We start from the raw sequence: 24,980 nt of genomic DNA, 5'->3' as shown, positions 1-24,980 counted from the left end.
CAAGTTTTGTAATGGTAACAGGTAATGATAATTACACTTTTTATTAACTTTACAATTCAGCAAATAGTTCTATAAGTATTCTTAATTTATTACTGAAGGAATTTTCCTTTGATAATCAAAGATAGTTTTGAACCTGAATTCAGGCTTCTATCTCAGGAATGATTGGGATTAGGTATGATTTAAATAGATAGCCTGAGCAGACCTTGATAAAAGGGGTGAATGTCAGGAGATGCAGTATTTTACTCAGACACAAGAGTAGGGGTACTGTTGGCTGATTTTGATTGCCTTTAAGTTCCTCCAACTAAAAATTCTTTTCTAAGCAAATAAAAGCTCAAAGAATTTTTGGTTTCGCAGCTGATAAATGATAAATCAGGGGTAGCAACGGGCATTCTTTCGTTAGTAGCTAAGGTTCAAGTTTGATGAAATTACTCGGCAGAAGCCTCGAAATCAATGCCCCCTCTGATTCCAGCGCGATCGCGATGTTTCGCCAGCTTGAAACGGGGTATCCTCGTCCACAGTTACAGCGGGCTAACTGGCTCAACCTCAATGGAGCTTGGAAGTTTGCCTTCAATGATCAAGGCAACTGGACCCAGCCCACCGATGTTAGTGAGTGGGCCCACACGATTGAAGTTCCCTTTGCTCCAGAGTCGCAACGCAGTGGTATCGGTGACACCGGGTTTCACCCCAACTGCTGGTATGAGCGCGACTTTGAATTAAACCCCACTCAAAGTCCTCATGCTTCTCGGGTATTGCTGCATTTTGGTGCGGTTGATTACCAGGCTCGCATTTGGGTAAACGGTCAGTTCATCGGAGAACATGAAGGGGGGCATAGTTCCTTCAGTTTTGACATCACCACCGCTCTGCGTCCAGAAGGACCTCAGCGAGTCACCGTTTGGGCACAAGATGATCCCCAAGACCTAGCGAAGCCTAGAGGCAAGCAAGATTGGCTGCTAGAAGCTCATAGCATTTGGTATCCCCGTACCAGTGGCATTTGGCAAGCCGTTTGGGCTGAGACGGTGCCAGAAACCTACTTAGAGAAGATTCGCTGGACGCCCCACTTTGAGCGCTGGGAAATTGGCTTTGAAGCCCTGATTGCGGGTAGAACCTGCGATGATCTCCGCCTCAGCGTCCGGTTGACGGTAGATAGTCGCTTATTGGTGAATGACGTTTACGAAGTGATCAATGGTGAAATCCATCGTCGGATTGCATTGTCTGACCCTGGCATTGATGACTACCGGAACGCTTTACTCTGGAGCCCTGAAAAGCCAACCTTAATCGACGCGCAGGTGCAGCTCTGGCGTCACGGTGAGCTATTAGATGAAGTTAAGTCTTACACGGCGATGCGAACTGTTTCGATCCAGCGCGATCGCTTCATGCTCAATGGGCACCCCTACTACCTCCGCTTGGTGTTAGATCAGGGCTACTGGACTGACACTCTAATGACACCCCCCTCTGACGAAGCGCTGCGTCAAGACATTGAGCTGACCAAGCGCATGGGCTTTAACGGCGTCCGTAAACACCAAAAAGTTGAAGATCCTCGCTTCCTCTACTGGGCCGATGCAATGGGCTTGCTGGTATGGGAAGAAATGCCTAGCGCCTATCGCTTCACTCCCAAAGCTGTAGAGCGGATCACCAAAGAGTGGACAGAGATCATCGAGCGAGACGCTAGCCACCCTTGTATTGTCGCCTGGGTCCCTTTCAATGAATCTTGGGGTGTCCCTAACCTGACTGAGACTCCAGCCCACCGCCATTATGTCCAAGCCCTGTACTACCTGACCAAAACCCTCGATCCGACTCGTCCGGTGATTGGCAACGATGGCTGGGAAAGTACCACCACCGACATTTTGGCCATTCACGACTACGACAACCGCCCGCCACGATTGGCTAAGCGTTATGGTCCTGACATGAAGCTTTCTGATTTGCTCAACAATCAGCGGCCTGGTGGACGAGTTTTAACCCTAGATTGCTATCCGCACCAGGGCCAGCCGATTATGCTGACCGAGTTTGGTGGCATTGCCTACACCCGTCCCACTGATACGGAAGCTTACAAAGCTTGGGGTTATGCTCGCTCTTCGGACACTTGTGAGCTGCAACAACAATATAGTGCTCTACTCACGACTGTGAATCAGGTGCAGATGTTTAGTGGTTTTTGCTATACGCAGTTGACCGATACATTCCAGGAAGCCAACGGGTTACTTTATGCCGATCGCACGCCGAAGTTTCCGCTAGAGGCGATCGCATCTGCAACCCTAGGTAGGGATGCTGTAGGAGCAGATGGATCTATACTGACGCCATCAGTTGCAACCCCGTGGCCCAGTGCAGAAAATGTACTTCCAGGAACTCCTCAAGCCGGATGGTCGGAAGCTCACGCTGTACAGCAGATGCCCCATTGCAGCGGGCATCCAGGCTCCCAGTCCTGGTAACGAACCGATTCAGGCAAATCCTCATCTCCGTTGGCACCCGTTGCGGGGTGAGTGGGTGGCCTATGCCAGCCATCGTCAGGGGCGTACCTTTATGCCGCCTCCTGAATACAACCCACTTGCTCCCACCACAAACCCCCAGTTTCCGACGGAACTCCCGCAAGGCCAGTACGATATTGCGGTGTTTGAAAATCGTTTTCCCTCAATGGCAGTGCAGGCCCACGATCCCCCACATTTGATCGTGGATACCCTGCCTGCTAATGGGGCTTGTGAAGTGGTGGTCTTTACTCAAGATCCCAGTAAATCGCTCTCTAATTTAGAATTAGATCACCTCGATCTGCTGCTGCAAGTGTGGGGCGATCGCACGCAAGCTTTAGGCAATCATCCCCAAATTCAATACGTGCTCCCCTTCGAGAATAAAGGGGTTGAGGTCGGTGTGACGTTGCACCACCCCCACGGGCAGATCTACGCTTATCCTTTTGTGCCCCCCGTGCCTGCTCGGATGCTAGAGCAGCAGCAAGCTTATTACCAGCAGCATCAGCGGGGACTCCTGCAAGATTTAATTCAGCAAGAAATTGCCGACGATCAGCGGATTCTCTATCGAGATGAGTGGGCGATCGCTTTTGTACCCATTTGTGCGCGTTATCCCTATGAAGTGTGGGTAGCTCCAATTCAACCTGTGCCCACCTTGGGTGAGCTGACTCAGGAGCAACGGAGGAGTTTAGCGAAGGCGTTGAAGACTGTCACCTTAAAATTTGACGGTTTGTGGAATCGGCCCTTTCCCTACTTAATGGCTTGGTATCAAGCTCCCACCGATGGTCAACCTCATCCAGAATCCCACTTGCACGCGGAGTTTTACCCTCCCTACCGCACCGCAGATCGGCTGAAATATCTCGCAGGCACAGAACTTGCGGCTGGGATGTTTGCCAATGACGCTTTGCCTGAGGAGAAGGCCAAAGACCTCCAAGCCGTTGCGATCGATCTCGGAGTGCCAGCAAACGTATGAATAATTCAGGATTTGAGCTACCTCAAAAACAACGAGAGCGGCAACAGGAATGTCAGCAAAAGCTAGAGTGGATGCGAACTTGTCTCCAGGAGACGGGAGCCGCAGGCATTCGTTTACGCGGTACAGACTGGTTTGCTTGGGCAACAGCAGGTGGCTCGAATACAGTACTACTAACCGCTGAGACTGGTGTTGCCGAACTCTTGGTGACAGCGCAGGGAGCTTGGGTCTTAACAGATACGATCGAAGCACAACGGTTACAGGATGAGGAGTTGCCATCCAAGGGGGATCTCGCCCAAGAGGTTTATGATCTTGCCGTAAGCCCTTGGGCCGAACCCACCCAGCGAGAATCGTTTGTACAAGAAGTGACCGCCGACGGCAAGGTTCTAAGCGATAAACCATCCGGTTCTCACGATCGCCCTGAATTGCCTTTACCTGCTGCTTTAATTCAACACAAACGCACGCTTTTACCCAGTGAAAGCGATCGCTACTGTCACGTCGGTCGCTTAGCCAGTGAGGCGATGACGGAGGTGCTAGCTCAAGCCCAGCCTGATTGGACGGAACATCAATTAGCAGGCGCAGGAGCCGCAGCTCTGTGGAATCGAGGGTTACATCCTGCTCTCACTTTGGCGGCAGGAGAACGCCGTTTACCCATCTACCGCCACCCCACTGCGATGCATGAACCGCTGGGACGAGTTGCCATGATGGTGTTTTGTGCCCGTGGCTTCGGGCTGTATGCCAACCTCACTCGCTTTGTCTGCTTTGGTTCACTAACCCCGGAGCAGAATGAGCTACACCGTCGAGTGCGTGAGATTGAAGCTGCCGCCTTAAATCAGTGTCAGGCAAATGTGCCTTTGGTTCAGATTTATGACACTTTGAAACAAACCTACGAGCAGCAAGGCTATCCTAAAGCCATTTACGAACATCATCAAGGCGGCACCACAGGCTATCTGGCTCGCGAGGTGGTAGCCAATCCCACAACGACTGATCAGCTCCAGGCAACTATGGCGATCGCTTGGAATCCCAGTCTCCCTGGAGCCAAAATTGAGGATACTTTTGTGCTGCAACCGGATGGCAGTTTAGAAAACCTCACGTTTGATCCCAACTGGCCCAGTGTAGAGGTAGCAGGGCGATCGCGGCCTATCCCCTTAGAAATTACTTAAATAAAGAAACCTAACCCCCCAACCCCCTTCTCTTGTAGGGAAGGGGAAGAGTTTCAGCAGTAGATCATCTTTATTGAATTCTCAACTATAGCCTTCCATATGGACTTTCTACAGATCTTTAATACTGCACCCAAAGTTGAAGCCAGTGCGCCAGGACGAGTCAATTTGCTGGGTGAACATACCGACTATAACGATGGCTTTGTATTGCCTACTGCTATCCCTCAAAAAACTACTGTCTATCTCGGTCTGAGTCCAAATGATCAACATCATTTCTATTCACAGGAGCTAGAACAACAGATCGATGTCAAAACCTCTGACTCCATCCCGGAGAGCTTTGCTAGCTATATCTTCGGCTGCATTGGTGTGCTGGAAAAACAGGGAATTTCAGTGCCACCGCTTAATGTCTACGTGACCTCTTCTGTGCCAATGGGGTCGGGACTGTCGAGTAGTGCTGCTTTGGAAGTAGCAATGTTGCGGGGCTTGCGATCGCTTTTAAATCTCGATCTTGACGATGTTCGCATTGCTCAACTAGGCCAGGAAGCCGAGCGACAGTATGCAGGCGTACAGTGCGGCATCATGGATCAGATGGCTTCTAGTCTCGCGGATACCGCTCATCTTCTGTTTCTGGATACGCGGACACTCGATCGCCAACTTCTCCCTTTTCCGTCAGGCGCAGAGATTTTAGTGATGGATAGTGGAATCCCTCGCACTTTGGCAGGAAGTGGCTATAACCAACGACGCGAAGAATGCGAAGAAGCGGCGAAACAATTGGGAGTTAAAGCCTTAAGGGATATTAGCGATGTAGAGGCGATCGCCCATCTCCCTGAACTGCTCCAGCGTCGAGCCCGTCATGTGATTACAGAAGATAATCGAGTGCTAGAAGCTCGACAGGGTGTGTCGGCTGAGCGGTTTGGCGAACTTATGAACGATTCTCATGCTAGCTTGCGGGATGATTATGAAGTCTCCATCGCAGGCTTAGATCAGCTAGTTGCGATCCTACAGGAAACCCTTGGTGTATTCGGTGCAAGGCTGACGGGCGCGGGGTTTGGTGGAGCTTGTGTTGCATTAACGGCGGCAGGAAAAGCTGGAGCGATCGCGCAACAAGCTTTGGAACAGTATAACCGCACAGAACAGATAGGCCGTGTTTTAGTTCCATAGCCCTGGATCACTCTCAATTATTGCATTAAGAATAGTACAAGGGCTTTTTTTAAGGAAGATAGTGTGATACCCAATACAGCCTCCCGTAAAGGAGATCCTGTCTTTATCTAGACGAAATTTGGAAAATAGTACTGCATACTGAACAACAACAGCATTCGTGGTGTGAGGTGTATTACTGATGAGAGCCTATGGATAATTGCCAACCCAGATTGTTAGAATCAACGTTTTGATCAGATTTTTTAGTACGTATTCAGAACTCAAACATAAATAAGTTGGTAAAAGATTATGCAGCTCCAAATTGAACCGAATAAGTTTCCCTCCAAAAGCAGCCTCTGTCAGCTCTGTGGCCAATCCTTTGCCATGAAGGATGCCCAAGTGCTTGTCTGCAATGAGCAAGGCAAGAGTCATGGTCAGGTTTGCTCAAGTTGTATTGGTAGAGGATTTAACTGGATTCAGCAACAATTTGAACTGTTACAGTAAGCTTCAAATAAAGCTTTAAATACAGAGCTTTAAATTTGCCAGAGCCGTATCCCCTTAAGTCTTTCTGAATTAGAAAGGTTTAGGGGGTTCATATTATGTCAGTCCAAGATGTCAGTCCAAGCTTAAGCGTGATGAAATACTAGTGGACGGATAAAGATTACACAGTAGGGCTGAGAACGATGGTAGAGGCGACAAGCACAATCACTGGATTCCATGCTCACATCTACTATGCTGCTGACACTCGTGATGTAGCAGCGCGGATACGCGAAGAATTGGCTGCTTTCGAGGTGCGTTTGGGACGGTGGCACGATCGCCCGATTGGCCCTCATTCTCAAGCGATGTATCAAGTCGCTTTCTTACCGGATCAGTTCGCTAAGGTCGTTCCTTGGCTGATGCTGCATCGAGAGGGGTTAGATATTCTTGTGCATCCTGAGACAGGAGATGATCTGGTAGATCACACAGACCATGCTATGTGGCTAGGTAATAAGCTAGACCTGAATCTAGAGATTCTGCGCCCGATGAGCAGAAGCACCAATTAGCTCAAGAAAAAGCCCCATACAGTTGGTTGAAGTGAGCAACGGCGTATGGGGCCATGTGAAATGAGTTATGCTACGGCAGCAAATTCAGCTTTTACAGTGGCATAAGCCCAGTCAAGCCAGGGCAGTAGCGCCTCCATATCAGAGGTTTCCACGGTTGCGCCGCCCCAGATTCGCAGTCCTGGAGGAGCAGCGCGATAGGGAGCGACATCATAAGCAACTTCTTGCTTTTCTAGAAGTTTCGCTAATTTCTTGGCAAAAGTGGCCTGGTCATCCGAACTGAGATCTGTGAACCAAGGGTCAGCTACCTTCAAGCAGATCGAGGTGCAGGAGCGAGTTTCTGGCTTTTCTGCCAAGAAGTCTACCCAATCGCGTTGCTCCACCCAACGAGCGATCGCGCTGAGGTTGGCTTCACTGCGCTGAATCAAACCAGGTAAGCCACCCACGCTCTCGACCCAATTTAAGCTGTCGATCGCATCTTCTACACACAACATAGAAGGTGTGTTGATGGTGTCACCTTTGAAAATGCCTTCGATCAACTTACCTTTTTGGCTAAGGCGGAAGATTTTGGGGATCGGCCAGGCGGGTTGATAGCTTTCCAGGCGCTCGACAGCGCGAGGAGAGAGCACAATCACGCCATGTTGAGCTTCACCACCCAAGACTTTTTGCCAGGAGTAAGTTAAAACATCGATTTTGTCCCACGGGATATCCATTGCGAATACCGCAGAGGTGGCATCACAAATGGTTAAGCCTTGGCGATCGCTAGCAATCCAATCACCATTAGGGACTCTCACGCCTGAGGTGGTGCCGTTCCAGAGGAACACGACATCGTGGCTAAAGTCAACTTGGCCTAAGTCTGGCAAACTGCCGTAGGGAGCTTTGATCAGATTGACATCTGGCAACTTCAGCTCATCTAAAACATCTTTTACCCATTCCTGCCCAAAACTTTCCCAGGCTAAGATGTCAACGGGGCGTGGCCCAAGCAGTGACCACAGGGCCATTTCGACTGCCCCTGTATCGGACGCAGGCACAATGCCCAACCGATAATCCGCTGGGACACCCAAGATTTTCTTAGAGCGCTCAATCACTTCTGCGAGTTTAGCCTTGCCGTCAGCAGAGCGATGGGAACGACCCACGCAGGCATTTTGTAAGTTTGTCGCACTCCAGCCGGGGCGCTTGGTACAAGGCCCGGAGGAAAAATAGGGAACGTTGGGTTTGGTTGTTGGAGTAGGATGTTCTGACATGGGTGCTGAGTGCAGCATTACAGCATTAGGATAGGTAGTTATTATATATATTTCTTCTGCGCCTCAGGCATCCGGTGTTGTACTGGCTTGGCTAAATCACAAAAATTTTTGACCCTCTACACTAGGAATGAGTATTCAGTGAGGGGATTTAGGCTCGGTTGTGAAAAAAATTACGCGCCGTAAGTTTATTACTACCGCTGCCTTGGCAACTGGATTTGCCCTAGCCGTAGAGCCTATTTCGGCCCAAGTTATCCGTACAGATGCCGATGGTCTGGTTGCAGGTGCCGTGACCATCCCGGTTAAAGATGGCAATATCCCTGCTTATAGAGCTATGCCTGCCACAGGCCAGAATTTTCCGATTGTCTTGGTAATTCAAGAAATTTTTGGCGTGCATGAGCATATGCAGGATGTTTGCCGCCGCTTTGCGCAGTTGGGATATGTGGCGATCGCTCCTGAATTATTTGTGCGCCAAGGCGATGTGCTGAAACTGAGCAGCGTGGACGAGATCCGTAAGGTAGTGACAAAAGTGCCAGATGCCCAAGTGCTATCTGATCTGGATGCCACCATAAGCTGGGCAGTGAAGTCAGCTAAGGGTAATGCTCAGCGTTTGGGAGTGACAGGCTTTTGTTGGGGCGGGCGCATCACTTGGCTCTATGCCGCGCATAATCCGCAAGTCAAAGCAGGCGTGGCTTGGTATGGACGGTTGGTCGGCGATCGCAGCACCCTGACCCCCAAACATCCGGTTGATATTGCAGCCCAGTTGAGGATACCAGTGTTGGGTCTCTATGGCGGAGAAGATACCGGAATTCCTTTGAAGACAGCAGAAGAGATGGGCGATCGCCTGAATTCGGGCCGTAGCAAATCCCAAATCGTTGTCTATCCTGATGCTCCTCATGCTTTTTTTGCGGATTATCGTCCTTCTTATCGAGAAAAAGCAGCGAAAGATGGCTGGAAGCGCCTTCAGGCTTGGTTTGAGCAACATGGAGTGTAGTTTTTTCGGAGAATATTAGGAGACAGCATCATGATTGAGCTTTATTATTGGACGACCCCCAACGGACATAAAATCACGTTGTTTCTGGAGGAAGCAGGTCTGCCCTATGAGTTGGTGCCGATTAACATTGGCACAGGCGACCAGTTCAAGCCTGGATTTCTCCAGATTGCGCCCAATAACCGGATTCCCGCGATCGTCGATCGTGAACCTGCGGGTGGTGGTGAGCCAATTTCTGTGTTTGAGTCGGGAGCAATTCTGCTGTACCTCGCAGAGAAAACGGGCCGATTTATTCCTGCCGATCTGCGCGATCGCGTCGAAACGCTGCAGTGGTTGTTTTGGCAAATGGGCGGACTAGGGCCAATGGCAGGGCAAAATCACCACTTTAGTCAATATGCTCCAGAGAAAATTCCTTATGCGATTAACCGCTATGTGAATGAAACGGCTCGTCTCTATGCGGTACTCAATAAGCAATTAAGCGATCGCGAATTTGTGGCAGGAGAATATTCGATCGCGGATATGGCGATTTATCCCTGGATTGTGCCCTACGAAGTCCAAGGTCAAAAGTTAGAAGATTTCCCTAATATCAAACGCTGGTTTGAAGCGATCAAAGCCCGCCCAGCAACGATTCGAGCTTATGAAAAAGCGGAAGCCTTCAAAGACCAAGCACTCAATATAGAGCGATCGCGAGATCTATTGTTTAATCAGTCTGCCAACACAGTACAAAATTAGATCTTTTAACCTGTCATCACATAATTTTTATCCCCGCTCTTTAGGCAGAGGATGACCGAGATAGCAATCGGTACGCTGCTTACTTGAGCGGTTTTTAATAGCTCATACATTCAAACGATCAAGCTGGTTTAATTCACTCTTCACATCTAGGTTTAAGCGCCATGACAGGATCAAATTATCTAAAAAAAGCCACAGCTCTGCTGGGAACGGTTGCTCTGACTTCCTTACTCAGTGTTCCTGTACTAGCTCAGACAACTCCTCGTTCTAATACCACTCCAAACACTAGCACCCCCAGCACTAACACCCCAAATAATCGGCCTGCTCAAGGCACCATGAATCAACAGCGGGGTACTGCAACCGCACCCACCGCCCTAGACCGCGAATTTGTCATGATGGCAGCTCGTGGTAACAATGCGGAAATTGCAACTTCCCAACTTGCTTTGCAAAAGTCATCCAATCAGATGGTCAGAAGCTATGCTCAACGGATGATTCAGGAGCATACCCAGGCGAACCAGCGTCTCTCTGGGGTGGCTGCTCAGCATGGCATTACCCTGCCCACTGATCCTGGCCCTCTGAATGCGGCGATCGCCCAACAGCTAGCCCAGCTCTCAGGTACAAGTTTTGATCGCGCTTATATGGGTACCCAGGAAAATCTCCACATGCAAGCGATCGCTTTGTACCGGACAGAGGTGCAGCAAGGGAAAGCGACTGACGTGAAGCAATATGCCACAGCGCTACTTCCTAGCATTAATAATCACTATCAGATGGCTAACCGTGCCGTTGCTCAAAACAGAACGGGCAATACTCAGTCTCCTCTTCAATAGAAGGGTTTGATTAGTGGTTATTCACAGTGTTGAATTAATGTGATTGTGTGGGGGCGGGGAAACTCGTCCCTTACCTTTAGCTAGAGGTCGGCAACTTGATCCCTATCTAGGATGGAGGCGATCGCTAGTAGTTCGTCTATGGAGAGGGCTTCAGCTATGTTAGAAAAACCGATCGCCCAACTAGCTGATGCTGTGCGTCAGTGCGCCCATCCCCTGACAAGTGCCATCACAGATTATGACCCTTTAATGAACCTAATTGGCGAGGCGCGATTTGTCTTGCTTGGTGAGGCAACTCACGGCACCCACGAATTTTATGAGCAGCGGGCAGAAATCACTCAGCGGTTGATTCAGGAAAAAGGGTTTACGGCAGTAGCAGTAGAAGCTGACTGGCCTGATGCCTACCGAGTGAATCGCTTTGTCCAAGGCATGAGTGAGGATGCCACCAGTAACGAAGCGCTGAGAAACTTTCACCGTTTCCCAATTTGGATGTGGCGTAATACAGATGTGCTGAATTTCGTAAATTGGTTGCGTCAATACAACGATGGTTTACTGTCAGGGAGAACCAAAGTAGGGTTCTATGGCCTCGATCTGTATAGCCTCTACAGTTCCATCGAAGCAGTGCTGAAGTATCTCGACCAGGTAGACCCAGAAGCGGCTCGGCGTGCCCGTTCTCGGTATGCCTGTTTCGAGCATTTTGAAGAAGATTCGCAGAGTTACGGATATGCCGCTGGTTCTGGCATAGCAGAGTCCTGTGAAGGTAGTGCAGTGAATCAACTCTTAGAGCTGCAAAAACAGGCTAGTGAGTATACGCACAGAGATGGCCCTTTGGCTGAGGATGAGTTCTTCTATGCCGAGCAGAATGCCCGCTTGGTAAAAAATGCTGAAGAATACTACCGCTCCATGTTCCGAGGGAGAGTCTCTTCTTGGAATTTGCGCGATCGCCATATGGCCGAAACGGTGGAGCATCTCTCTGATCATCTGAGCCAACCAAACCAACCCGCCAAGATTGTGGTTTGGGCGCATAACTCTCACTTAGGAGATGCTAGAGCCACCGATATGGGAGAAGCAGGTGAGTGGAATGTGGGGCAATTGGTACGCGAGCGCTATGGGCAAGATGCGGTGCTAGTTGGGTTCAGCACCTACACTGGCACCGTCACAGCCGCAAATGATTGGGATGGCCCCGCTGAACTAAAGCAAGTGCGGCCTGCACTTCCTGGTAGCTACGAAGCTCTCTTTCATGAAACTGGATTACCACGATTTTGGTTGAACCTACGCCAAGATAATCCAGCGATCGCCCAGTTGCAAGAACCCCGTTTAGAAAGAGCGATCGGTGTCATCTATCGTCCTCGCTCGGAGCGATCGAGCCATTACTTCCACACCCAACTCCCTAGCCAGTTTGATGCCATCATCCACATTGACGACACCCACGCTGTCCAGCCGCTAGATCGAGATGAACCTGTGGAGGATAACGAAGTACCAGATACTTATCCTTCAGCGCTCTAAACGGACCAGTAAAAATTTCGATTCCATTTCTAGCGATCGCCCTTCAGCATGTTTCCACATCTTGTGTTTGTCGAAATTCTGAATAAGCGCATAGACTGTGGGTTAGCGATCGCTACGATCATCTGGCTACAACCGAATATGGCGTATTTGCACAACCATCCGTTTGAGAGGACGTAGGACTGGATGCCAAGTTGGAATTTTGAGATCAAGACCTGCATAATGAGCGACTTCCTCTGCAACAACCTCAATTGCTTTTCCTTCAGTATTGAGATGAATTGCAAACTTCTCGTCTAACAGAGATTTCAAGCACCGATCCAGTTGACGTGCATTCCAAGACTTGCTGCCATCACCACGTCGCCGCAATCGCCGCAAGATTGTATTGCGAGCAGCCAGCAAAGTGAAATGATGCACCTGTAACCCCTCGCGCCTCAATGCATCCACAGTTTGATCGTAGTAAAGAGGATCAACTACAGTCATTGGAACAATGATCGTTCCTGCAAAGTTCTCAGCCACATATCGCAACCCTTGACAGGTAAATTCACGCCATATCCGATGATTTTGAAAGTCTCCTACACGCACATCTGACGGTATAATTTTGCGGAGGAAAAAGCCAATTTGCTCAGGGTCAAACACAAAACTACCAGGAATGCGACTGTGTAGCTCAAAAGCAGTCTGGGTTTTGCCCACACCAAAGGCCCCGTTTAGCCAAATAATCATCAGCGATCGCAAGTTTTTCAAATCGACTACAACTTAGCATTGATTGGGCAGTTAGCAATACTAATCACCTTTCGATAACATGGCCCCGATCGGAACTTTCTGTATCTCACTTTGAACTGGGTAATATAGGCAGAAACTCTCCGCATAATACGCGGTTTTGGGTGGATAGCTAGCAATTATCCCGCGTATTTTCAAGTGTATTACCTATGCTCCTTAAGCAGCTTTAGCCGTAGAGAGCAGCAGGTTAGACAAGCAAGGAGCGATCGCCCTTACAGCGACGAGTTAGTTGGCTGATCTCTATTAGCAAACCGATTGTAGTAATTAAGTGCAGGAGTGTTCTCGTTCTAGCTTTGGTTTTGGAGAGCTTGCAATTTAGCTCGGATGGTTTCAATGCGTTTGCGGTTTACGCCTAAATCCGATTTGCCTAGGCGAGAGGCCGATCGCACGTGAATCACTTGCTGAACTTCATCCAGGTAAAACTCGACATCATCCACATACCCCATCAGAGCGCTTTTGAATTCTGCGTACAAGTAGTTAGACCTTTCCGTAACGATGGTTGTACGTTCTAGATTTTGGATCACCGTTTTGAGGTCGGCGATCGCTTGGGTGGCTGTGGAGTTATAAGTTAAAGGGGCAATCTGACAAGTGGGGTTGGTACTCTGACTATTGACACAGTTAGGGGTGTTAGGGCAGGGTGTTAAGCTACCATTTTGAACTCCGAGATTGGTGGGTCGTTTACCAGCAAACACAGTTGTTCCTCCAAAGCATGAACCAAGACCTTTGTGAGCTTACCATCCCTAGCCCTAGCCTCTGCTAAACTTCCCAACAGGTACCCATGATTTGCCACGATTTAGCACGATTTGATTAAGGAGATTTGGTTATGGCTGATCCACTCACCCCTAGCATCAGCGATCGCATTTGCAAACACATGAACGAAGACCATGCTGAGGCGATCGTGCTTTATGCCAAAGCCTATGCTGGAGCGATAAATGCCACTGCGGCTGAGATGGTTTCAATTGATGCCCAAGGGATGAACTTGATGGCTCAGGTTGAGGGAGCCGCAACACCGCTCCGAGTTGAGTTTGACCACGAGTTGCAAGATTCAGAAGATGCTCACCAAACTTTGATTGCAATGGTGAGGCAAGCTCGGACTCAGCCCCAGTAGTCTGTCTAGCCACTTTCCCGGTTCAGGCTTCTGGACATTAAGATTGAAGAGAAGACTTTAGTACAAATGTACATTTATGGTTCAGTATACGCTGGCACAAAGCCCTGAAATTATTCTGACTGTCTCTGGCAAAGATTCTGTCAAAGCCCGTGAGAAGGCGATGGATCAGTTGATGGAGCTGATGGATTCAGGCAAGCTACCGACCGATTTGGCAGAAGGATTTGGCCCTCAACAGTTTATTGAAGTGAAAGAACCAAACTCAACGGTATCCGCCGACGAAGACGCTGTCACCCAGGCAGTTCAAGTCCTGAGCAACCTAGCAACCCTCAAGCTCAAGGTGCAGGAGTTGCGTTCTGAAGCGATTAAAGTGCGAGAGCAGGTCGATATTCTGTTTACAGATGAGTCTGTGAGTGAGGAGGCGATCGCCAATCTCAAAGAAGGCTTCAAAACCTTGAAAACCTTTGCTCAGAACAACCTCCGTTACCGAGAAGCTAGAACCCAAGCAGAAGATGCGCGGACGGTACTCGATCAAGCGCTTCAATCACCGGACTCTAAAGCTTCAACAGATACCAAGGCACCGGATACGAAAGCTGAAAAAGCGAGTGACACTAAGGCGAGTGATAAAGCGAGTGACACTAAGGCCGAGAAGTCTGGCAAATAGCCTGTCCGCTGCAAAAAAGGGCACCCACAAGAGGTGCCCCTACAGTTGTTATTACATCAAGAGTTGTTATTACATTAAGCCTCTCAGAAAATCTCTCAGATTGTTCCCTGGGCTTTAGCGACACCTGGTAGTTGCCACCAAGCCGCCTGGGGATACTGATGGTGTTCCTCGTGGTAGCCAAAGTGATAACAGGTGATGAAAGACCAGAAGACTGGAAGCGGGTTACTTTGCGCTCGGTGCTGGTTCTTGTAACCTGCTTCTGGTTCTCGGTGTGGCAAGTAAGTGCCAAAGAAAAACAGTTGCATCGAACTCGCGATCGATGGGATGACCCAAAACAGCGTCATGTTTTCGGCAGGTAAAGACAGCGTCAGGCGAACGGTATGAAAAAGGGCAATTAATCCTACGATTCTGAGCCAACTCCAGTGGGATTTCATGAACTGGAAATACCAGGCAAAAAAGTTCTGATGCTTGCCATCATGAGAGTCTGGGTCTAGTTCACTGACAGGATGGCGATGATGTTGCCAATGTTTTTGCTTGAGCTGCTCAAAAGAGAACAGAGCGTATAGAAATAAGGCGATCGCCCCGATCCCATCATTAATTCTGGAATTTTTTGGGTGAACCGCCCCATGCATGGCATCATGCGCGACGATAAACAGCCCCGTGTAGAGAAACATCTGCCAAAGCATCAGTGGCAGCTTCCAGAGCAAGGGCCAAGTGGAGATGTCTAAGCTTAATAAGCAAGCTAAACTCGCGGCCCAGAGGCTTAGCATGCCAATTGCAGTGAGCAGGCTACGGTTTGCTTCTTTAGTGAAGTCAGCAGTGAAGTCAGCAATAGTTATTTCTTCTGTTAATGGGGCTAGTGGGGCAGACGGTGGGGGTACTTGCTCAGAGGAAATCAAATCTTCAGCTCCAGGTAACTATTGACTTAAGCAGGCAGATAAAAGACTAAGTTAGGCCAAGCAGTAGCCCCTCAGTCTTCAGGTGAACAACTTCTAGGAAGAATATTTACTTTAATCCTGTCTGCCCCTTAAACCAAGGATTCCAGCAGAACCAAGGTAAAAAAGTGGAGTTGGATGTGTCGATTCACCAACTTGCCACTATAAAATAGCTGATTAGAAATTTAGCCATAGCAAAACCTTGTGGTTAGGCTGGCAGCTGTAAGGCTAAGTTAAGGCCACCAGTCTAACTACAAGGTTGGATGCTCACGAATCGGTTAGTGACTAACGAACGTGTGACTAGCGAGCGATGTACTGGGGCAAGAAGTGAAGCACATCACGTAGGACGCTGTAGCCATTCAAATCCCACAGTAGGTAGGCCAAAAAACCGATCATAGCTAGACGACCATTCCATAGCTCGGCTTGGGGATTCCAACCAAACAAGAAGGCGTTACGGTCTTTTCCGTTATAAGCGTTAGCAACGGTAGGTAGATCAGCAGAAGGACGAGATTCCATAATTTACATTCCTCAACAAACTTGTTATGTCTCTATAGTATCGAGCTGCTTCTAAGTCGCAGTCTGCCTAGGGTGCGAAACTATAGGCCCTCCTCCGGGTTGATGTAAAGAAACTTTAAGCTAAAGCGGCTCTAACTAAAGATAAGTGCAGCCTTGAACTCTGCAATTCGACAGAGGTGGGGTGCGCTAGAATGACTCAGCTTTAGGGTTCAACTCTGGGGCTTGAGTCTGGAGATGAAGTCTGATTTAGCCAAGATTTGCTTTGCTGCACCCGATCGCTTGAGAGAGTCATGACCGAAAACACCACCGCCGAAGCTCAACGGCTAGAAGCAACTCGTCAAAGACAAGCACATTGGCGCAGATGGGGGCCGTATCTCAGCGATCGCCAGTGGGGAACTGTCCGGGAAGACTACAGCGCTAGCGGGGCAGCCTGGGATTACTTTACCCATGACCAAGCGCGATCGCGGGCTTACCGCTGGGGAGAAGATGGCATTGCAGGCATTTCGGACAATCATCAACGGCTCTGTTTTGCGATCGCTCTCTGGAATGGCAAGGATGCAATCCTCAAAGAACGGTTGTTTGGCCTGACTGGGAAAGAAGGCAATCACGGCGAGGACGTGAAAGAATACTATTTCTACCTCGACAACACGCCGACGCACTCTTACATGAAGTGTCTGTATAAATATCCGCACCAGGCATTTCCTTACGAACAATTAGTGGCAGAGAACGCTTGTCGGGGTCGCGATCAACTAGAGTTCGAGTTGTTGGAGACAGGCATCTTTGACGAAGAGCACTATTTTGATGTCTTGATTGAATATGCCAAAGCGGCTCCAGAAGACATCCTAATTCGCATCACTATCACTAATCGTGGGCCAGAAGCTCAAAGCTTACATTTACTCCCGACTTTGTGGTTTCGCAACACTTGGTCTTGGAATACGGGGTCTTGGAATACGGGGTCTTGGAATACGGGGTCTTGGAGCCAAGAGCAAGCTTGTCCTTCTATTCCCAATTCAGACAAACCCTTACTATCTAAAGCGGAGACTGAGAGCAACTACAGCGTCATTGCGGCTTCCCATCCTAGCTTGGGTGAGTACTGGTTATATTGCGACTCACCGACAGAGCTGTTGTTTACTGAAAATGAAACCAATGCAGAGCGTATCTTTGGGACGCCTAATGTCTCTGCTTATCTCAAGGATGGCATCAACAACTATGTAGTTCAGGGCGAGCAAACTGCTGTCAATCCTGAATTAGTGGGCACCAAGGCAGCGGCACACTATATCTTGCAGCTTCCTGCTGGCGAGACACAAACCATCCAGCTCAGACTAAATCAAGTGGCTCCAGAGTTTGTCTCCACCCCTCCCTTGGGAGCTGAGTTTGAGCAGGTTTTTGGCGATCGCCAGCAGGAAGCCGATGAATTTTACCAACATGTCTGCTGTTTCACGCGATCGCCCGACTTACAAAACATTCAACGCCAAGCTTTTGCGGGCCTACTGTGGAGCAAACAATTCTACTACTACGTGGTGGATGAATGGCTGAAAAATGCGCCTGCTGAGCCATCTGCATCTCCAGAGCGGCTGAAAGGGAGAAACTCTGAGTGGATTCATTTATTTAATGATGACATTCTCTCGATGCCCGACAAGTGGGAGTATCCCTGGTTTGCGGCTTGGGATCTGGCCTTTCATGTGATTCCCATCGCCATGATTGATCCAGAACTAGCTAAATACCAACTGGATCGCCTGACACGAGAATGGTATATGCATCCCAACGGCCAACTCCCTGCGTATGAATGGGCGCTTGGCGATGTGAATCCACCCGTCCATGCTTGGGCAGCGTGGCGGATCTATAAGATTGAACAAAAACTCTATGGTCGAGCTGACCCACGTTTCCTAGAGCGGGTCTTTCAAAAGCTATTGCTCAATTTCACTTGGTGGGTGAACCGCAAAGATGCAGCGGGCAATAATGTTTTCCAAGGTGGCTTTCTCGGTCTAGACAACATTGGCGTGTTCGATCGCAGCTCCGAACTACCTACAGGGGGTCGCATTGACCAATCCGATGGCACCAGTTGGATGGGCATGTATAGCTTGCATATGTTAGCGATCGCCTTAGAGCTATCAAAATCCAATCCCATCTACGAAGATATTGCCAGCAAGTTCTTTGAGCACTTCCTCTACATTGCGGATGCCATGAACCGCCTAGGCAAAGAGGGAGCCTCGCTGTGGGATGAAGCAGACGGCTTTTACTATGACGTGCTCCATTTCCCAGATGGACATCAAGTGCGCTTAAAAGTTCGCTCTATTGTCGGTTTGATTCCTCTGTTTGCGGTAGAGCCGATCGAAGCTGAGATATTTGAGCAGTTTCCTGATTTTTGGAAGCGGACGGAGTGGTTTATTCGCAATCGTCCCGATCTGACACAAAATATTGCCTGTATGAAACGCCAAGGAGTCGGCGATCGCAGACTGTTAGCGATCGTCTATCGCGATAAACTGCGGCGGATTCTAGAGAAAATGCTGGACGAAAATGAATTCCTCAGCCCCTATGGCATTCGGGCGCTCTCCCGTTATCATGCGGAGCATCCTTATATTTTTGAGGCGCATGGTCAGCAACACCGTGTCGATTATGAGCCTGCTGAATCTACCAGTGCCTTGTTTGGGGGAAATTCCAATTGGCGCGGCCCAATTTGGTTTCCCATCAATTTCTTGCTAATCGAATCGCTGCAAAAGTTTCACCACTACCTGGGCGATGACTTCAAGGTGGAATGTCCTACAGGTTCGGGACAGTGGATGAACTTGTGGGAAGTCGCCAGCGAGATCTCTCAACGACTCATGCGGATTTTTGCCAAAGATGCCTCCGGTCGTCGCCCCGTCTACGGAGACACCGAGAAATTCCAAACCCACCCCCATTGGCAAGATCTGATTTTGTTCTATGAATACTTCCACGGAGACAATGGGGCTGGGATAGGCGCTAGCCACCAAACTGGCTGGACTGCTTTGATCGCTAAATTGATCCAGCAGGTTGAAGAGTACGAAGGTTAGGGTCTTGCCTTCAATTTGGAGATGTTGGCGATGAGTCTGGGGATGAGCTTCCTTGGCATTCTGCTCGATACTCAGGTTTGAGCAATAAGCCCCACTGCGCGTTGTAGGGATGCACTTTGGTTGTAGGTTGCTCGGCTTGAAAGAGAGGCCGTGCTTCATTGGCCCACTGAAAAATGCTGCCCTCTAGGTCATAAACCTGCGTGAATCCGACCTGTTGTAATTGGGCCGCGACTTTAGCGCTGCGATACCCAATTGAGCAGTAGACGACTACGGGCTTATTCTGATTAATCTGGCTCAGAGCCGTCAAATCAGGGGTAGCTGGATCGATCCGTTGAGCCGTTTTCAAGTGGCTGACCTCATACTCAGCCGCAGTTCGGGCATCTAATAAAAGCGGTTGGGTTCGAGCAGGATTTTTGCGCCATTTAGCCAATTCTACAGTCGTGACCCAACGGACTTGGGGGTATTGCCAAGCAATCCAGCGTCTAAGTAACTTGAAGACGAGCGATCGCCCCATACCCATATCCATATCCATACCTACAATTGAATTCTGGCCTCTGGCAATACCAGCATCGCATCTCCAAACGAGTAGAAACGATACTGTTCCGCGATCGCTTCCTGGTACAACGCCATCAAGCGTGGACGCCCCACCAACGCACTCACTAACATCAGCAAACTAGAGCAGGGTAAATGGAAGTTGGTAATTAATCCTTCTACCACGCGCCAGCGATAGCCAGGATAAATAAACAAATTCACTTTGCCTTGGTAAGGCTGCAATTCCCCAGGCTGGTTGCCATTCTGCTCAGCTTGCTGTGCCACTCCTTCCAAGGTGCGAACGACCGTTGTACCCACAGCAATCACGCGCCCTCCTTGGGCTTTGGTCTGCTGAATCTTAGCAACCGTATCGGCTGGAACTTCCACCCACTCGCTATGCATGGCGTGTTGGGTAATATCCTCCGCTTCTACGGGCCGAAATGTACCAACTCCGACATGTAAGGTGACAAAAGCTTGGTCAATGCCTTGAGCTTGTAGCCGTGCCAATAGCTCAGGGGTAAAGTGCAATCCTGCGGTTGGGGCTGCTACCGCCCCAGGCTGAGCTGCATAAACGGTTTGGTAGCGTTCTGGCTCTGCATGAGATTGGGTAATGTAGGGCGGTAGAGGCACTTGACCGAGTTCGGAAAGCCGTGTCTGCAAAGTCTCTCCATCGGGCACCTCAAACTGCAAGATTCTCCCCCCCGTCGGGGCATCTGTGGCTAACACCGTGGCTTTCAAGCGAGGTGGCGCAGTTGGGTCTGGGCTAAACTCAATTTCTGCTCCTGGTTTCAGCCGCCGACCGGGTTTGACTAAGGCCAGCCAGCAGTTAGGTTGGGGTTGGGGTTCTAGGAGCAAGACTTCGATTGCAGCGCCCCCTGGCTTACGACCGTACAATCTGGCTGGAATCACACGGGTATTATTGAGCACTAGTAAATCCCCCGGTTGCAGGAGATCTGGCAAGTCCCGAAAGATGCGGTGGCTATGCTGAGTCGAGGAATTGAGGACGAGCAAACGAGCTTGATCTCTCGGTTCTACTGGGTTCTGGGCAATTCTCTCTTCGGGTAGCTCGTAGTCGTAAGCACTCAGTAATTGGTCGGAGGTAGACTCAGGAGCGATCGCCGAGGTGATGGGCTGAGATGAAGAACTGAAATCGTGAGGTTTGGTCGTGAAGTTCATACCAGAGTGGGCTGCGACAAGCGATGAGAGGCAACATTTAGGACAATATTGGGTGGAACCCCCCATAGGAGGTCGGGGGCTTTTCCCCTATTGAGTTCAGCATATTCCCGTAAGAATAGAAATGTAGCATTCGCTGGGTCCGAAGAAACATGGAATATCTCTACTACCTTGGCAATGCCAGCCTCACCCTAAGAGTCGTCGAACACCTACACGGCACCACGCTAATGCCTGTTCGATTCATGACTGTAATTCATCAGATTGATGGCTGGGTCGTCAAGGTCAAGATGAATCGCTACTTGAGTCCACAGGAAGATGGAGATTTCCGAGCTTTCTTAAACGAGCTAGGCATTCCCTACGAGCCAGAAATTCGCATTCAAATGGCTTTGTGGAGTTTGGAGACGGGTCAGTCTGCGATTGATGTGATGCGACGCTATCAAGTGGCAGTGGTGTCTCATGGCAGTCCTGATCGGGCTGAGATTGAAGAATTCCGTAAGCAGTTTGTGCTTGGACTCGGCTATTGCCCTGAAACTTTGGCCTAAGCTTGCCCTAAGCTTCAGTTCTCTGACAACTCTTGCTCGCTGGCATTCACATTAAGTGAAAACAGCTTGAATATAGTCTTTTAAGCTCAGCTGATAACTACCGATCGCAATAGGTTGCCCTTGGGCGATCGCCTCTCTACGATTGCTGATTGCAGTGCTCATTGCCAATCTTGCAGCCTGAATCTTGTCTTTACTAATATTTTCAGGCTGCGGTTGGGCTTTTGATAGAGCTTGACATGCCACAAGCGCTACATCAAAGCGACAAGGTAATTCTGCTAGTTCAGGATGACTGGACAAAAATAATTCTGCTGTCTGCCAGAGCTTGGCCTGCTTTTGGGTAGTGATGGCGAGCAATCCGTCCGCATCCCAATTATTGCCACTACGAGTTTTAACTTCCACGAATACAAGCGTGGCTGAGGGCGATCGCGTTTGACTGGGTTCCGCAGGTCGCTGTGTTGCAGGTTGCTGTGCTGCAGGTTGTTGGGCAATTAAGTCAATTTCGCCCCAACGGCAATGCCAACGCTGATGCAGCACGGCCCAACCTTGAGCTTTTAACCACTCTGCAATCAAGGCTTCTCCGAGTAATCCAATTTCGCTCTTAGACTGAGACGAACGGGGCGATCGCGGGGGTTGCGGCGGTGCAGGATTCATGACCTTGGCTCCAATTTGCTCCGAGTTCAGCTATAGCGAAACTTTAACCTAGGTTACGACTCATAGGCTTTTTCACTAGGGAGACTCACAGCTTCGGGTAGGATCAAGGATGGGGTCGCTGCGATCGCTCTGGGTTGGGCTTAGAATCAACCTGGCGGATTGATAGTGATTCCAGACTCACTGATTCGTCATAGTCACTCAGTAAAGTACAAAAAAGTACAAAGTACGCGAGATGGACAGAAGGTACAGTTTCCCATTGATGCAGAACCCAGTTCAGAACGAAGTGAAAATAGCCTGGTATCAACGCCTAGCCGCTGCTTGTTTCAGTTTGTTCTTGATGGCCTTGGCTGGGGTAATGATTTGGGGGGCGATCGCGACTCCTGCCTTGGCTGAGGACTATACCAAGGCTTTCTTGGTGGGAGCTGACTTTTCGGACCGTGTTTTAGTAGACTCCAGCTTTACTAAAGCCAACCTGCGCGGTATTAATCTTAGCCATACAGATTTGCGAGGCGTGAGTTTCTTTGGGGCCAATCTGGAAGCTGCCAACTTAGAAGGGGCAAACCTCAGCAACGCCACTCTAGATACAGCCCGCCTGTCAGACGCGAATTTAACCAATGCTATTCTCGAAGGAGCCTTTGCCTTCAATGCCAAGTTTGAGCGAGCCGTAATTGATGGCGCAGATTTCACCGATGTAGAGTTTCGTCAAGACGCTCAAGCTTTGCTCTGCAAGGTAGCTAAAGGCACCAACCCCGTGACTGGACGCGATACCCGCGATACGCTTTACTGCGACTAGCCCAACTGGGGTACTTCTAATAAGTCGAGTGGCGTAACACAGCGTTGGCGATCAAGTTCTTGCAGATAGCGTCTTTCATCGTAGAACAGCTTTTGAAACCGTAATGCCTCCGTATCAAAAGCCTCATCTAAGCTTTGTTCTAGAGAATCTAAAATTTGTACTTGGTTGGGGTCGGCAAGAATTGCTTGCGTCGCTTCTTCCCACATTTTTAGCAGATGACGGCAACGTTTTTCGCACATGATCCGCTCTAGGCTAGCAGTGGCAGTGCGAATCGCTAGGCTAGGACGCAGAATATCTAGCTTTGCGGTTTCGTCGAGTTGCAGAATGTGCAAGACTCGCTTAATTTCCTCTGGAGACTCTGTACAACGGTCTTGCAGCGCAGTGAGTAAATCAATTTCCGTATTCTCTTCCCAATCAGTCACCCATTTATCTTCGCCCTTATCAAAGCGCAAAGTAAGTGAGTCACGGGTCTCCTCATCAATAGTTGGTTCTTCAATATCTAGGATCTGCCGCCACAAAAAGCGGTGATGAGACAAGCTAAACTCTAACTCGCGCTGCTTGAGAGCCGCATGAACTTCTGGGCGATGGGCAGGACAGTGGATGTAGATGCGGAGAAGTTGGGCTTCGGCGGCTTCGCGTAGGGTGTAGTCGGTGGGTTTTTCCCATTTTTGCGATCGCCCATGCCAACGCTGCCCCCGCACCTGGGTACGAAGATTTTCTTCGAGTTGCAGCGCCAGTCGGGCATCCCCTTGGCTCAAAAACCCAGCGCACTGGTGGATGTAGTGAGTCCGTAGGGGAGTATTGGGTAAATTGCCCAATAGCTTGACGATCGCCAGAATCGACTGCTGAAACTGATCGGCTTGCCTGAGGTCTTGGCCTTGGAGTGCCTGCTGAATTTGCCAATCTAACCAGAGGGGTGCTCTTTCCAACAAGCTGCGGTAATGCTCTGGAGAGTGAGTGTGCAGAAACTCATCGGGGTCTTTGCCCTCTGGAATATTCAGCACTCGCAACTGCACTTGGCCTTGATAAGCCAAATCAGCCACTTCCCCGATCGCCCGCTCTGCCGCTTTCACCCCCGCTGCATCTGCGTCAAAGTTGAATACGACCTGCTTCGACTCGCTGTAGCGCAGCAGTTGTTTTACTTGGGCCACACTCAAGGCAGTGCCCAAAGATGCGACCACATTGGTAATTCCTGCTGCATGGAGGGCAATTACATCAAAATAGCCTTCTACGACTACTGCTTGGTCTTGCTTGGCGATCGCGGCCCGCGCTTTGTCTAGCCCATACAGGGTTTTGCCTTTGTCAAATAAATCGGTATCGGGGGAGTTGAGGTACTTGGGCTGCTCATCGCTGAGGGTTCGCCCGCCAAAACCAATCACGCGACCCTGAATGTCTAAAATCGGGATCATTAGGCGATCGCGGAAGCGGTCATAGTAGCCACCTCCTGACTTGCGCGGCAAAATCAACCCCGCTTGGTCAACCAATTCCACCGGATAATGCTTCTGGTCTACCAAATAGCCATACAGCGTCTCCCAACCCGCCGGAGCATAACCCAGTTGAAACTGTTGAATGGTTTCTTGGCTCAAGTGCCGAGAATTTTGTAAGTAGTCTAAAGCGACCTTTCCTTGAGGTTGTCGCAGGGCGTGCTCGTAAAACTTGGCCGTCAGGGACAAAATTTCATACAACTGCTCCCGCACCGAAAGCTGCCGTTGCAGTTCTTGGCGCTGTTCTGGAGCCAAAGTTTTGACATTGACCTGGTAGCGCCGAGCCAGATCCAGCACCACATCACTGAAAGAGTTTTTGCCCAACTCCATCAGAAACTTGATCGTGTTGCCTCCCGCTCCACAGCTAAAGCAATAGTAAAACTGCTTGCTGGGACTGACGCTGAAGCTCGGAGACTTGTCATCGTGGAACGGGCACAGCCCGACAAAGTCTTTGCCCTGTTTCCGCAGCACTACATGCTCAGAAACTATATCGACAATGTCAGCTTTTTGCTTGACTTGCTCAATAGTGTCAGGATGCAGCCGAGGAATGTCCATTAACCCTGTGCCGAGAAGTAGAACTCGCTTACTATTGTCACCGCTCTCTCAGTTTCAGCCAAGCCGTTGCATTTCGAGGAAAGCCATGCTGTGACGCCATTCGCCTAAACCCATTGGTGCAAATGGCTGAAGTTCGAGTATTATCACGGTGATCCAGCGTGGACGCTGTATTCT

Annotated in this window: 23 protein-coding genes and 1 pseudogene; 15 read left to right on the top strand and 9 right to left on the bottom strand. The window is 49.7% G+C overall.

The window, feature by feature from the left end:
- The first annotated feature begins 419 nt into the window (after nucleotides 1-419).
- The 6 genes from KME12_21625 (at nucleotide 420) to KME12_21600 (ending at nucleotide 6,763) form a co-directional block, all read left to right on the top strand.
- Nucleotides 420-2,423, top strand: coding sequence for a beta galactosidase jelly roll domain-containing protein (locus KME12_21625; protein MBW4490387.1), 2,004 nt, complete (start codon nucleotides 420-422; stop codon nucleotides 2,421-2,423).
- Nucleotides 2,326-3,426 carry a galactose-1-phosphate uridylyltransferase gene (gene galT, locus KME12_21620; protein MBW4490386.1) on the top strand — a complete coding sequence of 367 codons (1,101 nt, stop codon included), beginning with the start codon at nucleotides 2,326-2,328 and terminating at the stop codon, nucleotides 3,424-3,426. Before KME12_21625 ends, galT begins: the two co-directional genes overlap by 98 nt.
- Complete coding sequence (locus tag KME12_21615; protein ID MBW4490385.1) at nucleotides 3,423-4,586, top strand: M24 family metallopeptidase; 1,164 nt, start codon at nucleotides 3,423-3,425, stop codon at nucleotides 4,584-4,586. Before galT ends, KME12_21615 begins: the two co-directional genes overlap by 4 nt.
- Nucleotides 4,587-4,685: 99 nt before the next feature.
- Nucleotides 4,686-5,744 (top strand): galactokinase, encoded by a 1,059-nt coding sequence (galK, locus tag KME12_21610; protein ID MBW4490384.1) that lies wholly within the window; start codon nucleotides 4,686-4,688, stop codon nucleotides 5,742-5,744.
- Between the two features lie 285 nt (nucleotides 5,745-6,029).
- Nucleotides 6,030-6,224: a hypothetical protein gene (locus tag KME12_21605; GenBank protein ID MBW4490383.1), complete on the top strand. Its 195-nt coding sequence runs from the start codon at nucleotides 6,030-6,032 to the stop codon at nucleotides 6,222-6,224.
- Nucleotides 6,225-6,403: 179 nt separating this feature from the next.
- Entirely contained in the window at nucleotides 6,404-6,763 is a 360-nt protein-coding gene (locus KME12_21600) for a DOPA 4,5-dioxygenase family protein (GenBank protein MBW4490382.1), read from the top strand.
- Between the two features lie 65 nt (nucleotides 6,764-6,828).
- Here the strand turns inward: KME12_21600 and KME12_21595 are convergent, their stop codons facing one another.
- Nucleotides 6,829-8,004 (bottom strand): phosphoserine transaminase, encoded by a 1,176-nt coding sequence (locus KME12_21595; GenBank protein MBW4490381.1) that lies wholly within the window; start codon nucleotides 8,002-8,004, stop codon nucleotides 6,829-6,831.
- A 160-nt stretch (nucleotides 8,005-8,164) separates the two neighbouring features.
- On the opposite strand from KME12_21595, the gene KME12_21590 reads away from it, so the two are divergent.
- The 4 genes from KME12_21590 (at nucleotide 8,165) to KME12_21575 (ending at nucleotide 12,051) form a co-directional block, all read left to right on the top strand.
- A complete protein-coding gene (locus KME12_21590; protein ID MBW4490380.1) occupies nucleotides 8,165-8,995 on the top strand; it encodes a dienelactone hydrolase family protein in 831 nt (276 codons plus the stop codon).
- A 30-nt stretch (nucleotides 8,996-9,025) separates the two neighbouring features.
- Entirely contained in the window at nucleotides 9,026-9,724 is a 699-nt protein-coding gene (locus tag KME12_21585; GenBank protein ID MBW4490379.1) for a glutathione S-transferase N-terminal domain-containing protein, read from the top strand.
- Between the two features lie 161 nt (nucleotides 9,725-9,885).
- Nucleotides 9,886-10,548, top strand: a complete 663-nt coding sequence (locus KME12_21580) for a DUF4142 domain-containing protein (protein MBW4490378.1) — start codon at nucleotides 9,886-9,888, stop codon at nucleotides 10,546-10,548.
- A 156-nt stretch (nucleotides 10,549-10,704) separates the two neighbouring features.
- Nucleotides 10,705-12,051 carry an erythromycin esterase family protein gene (locus KME12_21575; protein ID MBW4490377.1) on the top strand — a complete coding sequence of 449 codons (1,347 nt, stop codon included), beginning with the start codon at nucleotides 10,705-10,707 and terminating at the stop codon, nucleotides 12,049-12,051.
- A 126-nt stretch (nucleotides 12,052-12,177) separates the two neighbouring features.
- On the opposite strand, the gene KME12_21570 is transcribed toward KME12_21575, so the two are convergent.
- Complete coding sequence (locus KME12_21570) at nucleotides 12,178-12,768, bottom strand: AAA family ATPase (protein MBW4490376.1); 591 nt, start codon at nucleotides 12,766-12,768, stop codon at nucleotides 12,178-12,180.
- A gap of 344 nt (nucleotides 12,769-13,112) precedes the next feature.
- On the bottom strand, nucleotides 13,113-13,517 hold the full coding sequence (locus tag KME12_21565) for a DUF1499 domain-containing protein (protein MBW4490375.1): 405 nt from the start codon (nucleotides 13,515-13,517) through the stop codon (nucleotides 13,113-13,115).
- A gap of 131 nt (nucleotides 13,518-13,648) precedes the next feature.
- Between KME12_21565 and KME12_21560 the strand changes: the two genes are divergently transcribed.
- Both KME12_21560 and KME12_21555 read left to right on the top strand, forming a co-directional pair.
- Nucleotides 13,649-13,933 carry a DUF2470 domain-containing protein gene (locus KME12_21560; GenBank protein ID MBW4490374.1) on the top strand — a complete coding sequence of 95 codons (285 nt, stop codon included), beginning with the start codon at nucleotides 13,649-13,651 and terminating at the stop codon, nucleotides 13,931-13,933.
- A 76-nt stretch (nucleotides 13,934-14,009) separates the two neighbouring features.
- Nucleotides 14,010-14,486 (top strand): annotated as a pseudogene (locus KME12_21555) (hypothetical protein).
- Between the two features lie 203 nt (nucleotides 14,487-14,689).
- On the opposite strand, the gene KME12_21550 reads toward KME12_21555, so the two are convergent.
- Together KME12_21550 and KME12_21545 are read right to left on the bottom strand one after the other, a co-directional pair.
- Nucleotides 14,690-15,364: a fatty acid desaturase gene (locus tag KME12_21550; protein ID MBW4490373.1), complete on the bottom strand. Its 675-nt coding sequence runs from the start codon at nucleotides 15,362-15,364 to the stop codon at nucleotides 14,690-14,692.
- A gap of 465 nt (nucleotides 15,365-15,829) precedes the next feature.
- A complete protein-coding gene (locus KME12_21545) occupies nucleotides 15,830-16,045 on the bottom strand; it encodes a high light inducible protein (protein MBW4490372.1) in 216 nt (71 codons plus the stop codon).
- A gap of 290 nt (nucleotides 16,046-16,335) precedes the next feature.
- Here KME12_21545 and KME12_21540 point away from each other — a divergent pair, with 290 nt between their 5' ends.
- Nucleotides 16,336-19,077: a glucosidase gene (locus KME12_21540; protein MBW4490371.1), complete on the top strand. Its 2,742-nt coding sequence runs from the start codon at nucleotides 16,336-16,338 to the stop codon at nucleotides 19,075-19,077.
- Between the two features lie 10 nt (nucleotides 19,078-19,087).
- Here the strand turns inward: KME12_21540 and KME12_21535 are convergent, their stop codons facing one another.
- Nucleotides 19,088-19,609: a rhodanese-like domain-containing protein gene (locus tag KME12_21535; protein MBW4490370.1), complete on the bottom strand. Its 522-nt coding sequence runs from the start codon at nucleotides 19,607-19,609 to the stop codon at nucleotides 19,088-19,090.
- A gap of 2 nt (nucleotides 19,610-19,611) precedes the next feature.
- The gene (queA, locus tag KME12_21530; protein MBW4490369.1) at nucleotides 19,612-20,784 is read right to left on the bottom strand and encodes a tRNA preQ1(34) S-adenosylmethionine ribosyltransferase-isomerase QueA; all 1,173 of its coding nucleotides are present in this window, start codon (nucleotides 20,782-20,784) and stop codon (nucleotides 19,612-19,614) included.
- Nucleotides 20,785-20,933: 149 nt separating this feature from the next.
- Between queA and KME12_21525 the strand changes: the two genes are divergently transcribed.
- A complete protein-coding gene (locus KME12_21525; GenBank protein MBW4490368.1) occupies nucleotides 20,934-21,323 on the top strand; it encodes a hypothetical protein in 390 nt (129 codons plus the stop codon).
- A gap of 51 nt (nucleotides 21,324-21,374) precedes the next feature.
- Here the strand turns inward: KME12_21525 and KME12_21520 are convergent, their stop codons facing one another.
- Nucleotides 21,375-21,974 (bottom strand): YraN family protein, encoded by a 600-nt coding sequence (locus KME12_21520; GenBank protein ID MBW4490367.1) that lies wholly within the window; start codon nucleotides 21,972-21,974, stop codon nucleotides 21,375-21,377.
- Between the two features lie 259 nt (nucleotides 21,975-22,233).
- Here KME12_21520 and KME12_21515 point away from each other — a divergent pair, with 259 nt between their 5' ends.
- Nucleotides 22,234-22,767 (top strand): pentapeptide repeat-containing protein, encoded by a 534-nt coding sequence (locus tag KME12_21515; GenBank protein ID MBW4490366.1) that lies wholly within the window; start codon nucleotides 22,234-22,236, stop codon nucleotides 22,765-22,767.
- Here KME12_21515 and dnaG read toward each other — a convergent pair.
- Nucleotides 22,764-24,806, bottom strand: coding sequence for a DNA primase (gene dnaG, locus KME12_21510; GenBank protein MBW4490365.1), 2,043 nt, complete (start codon nucleotides 24,804-24,806; stop codon nucleotides 22,764-22,766). The two genes, KME12_21515 and dnaG, sit on opposite strands and share 4 nt — an antisense overlap.
- Nucleotides 24,807-24,980 lie beyond the last annotated feature (174 nt).

This window comes from Trichocoleus desertorum ATA4-8-CV12, assembly GCA_019358975.1.
Lineage (GTDB): Bacteria > Cyanobacteriota > Cyanobacteriia > FACHB-46 > FACHB-46 > Trichocoleus > Trichocoleus desertorum_A.
This window is presented reverse-complemented; position numbering and strand designations above follow the sequence as displayed.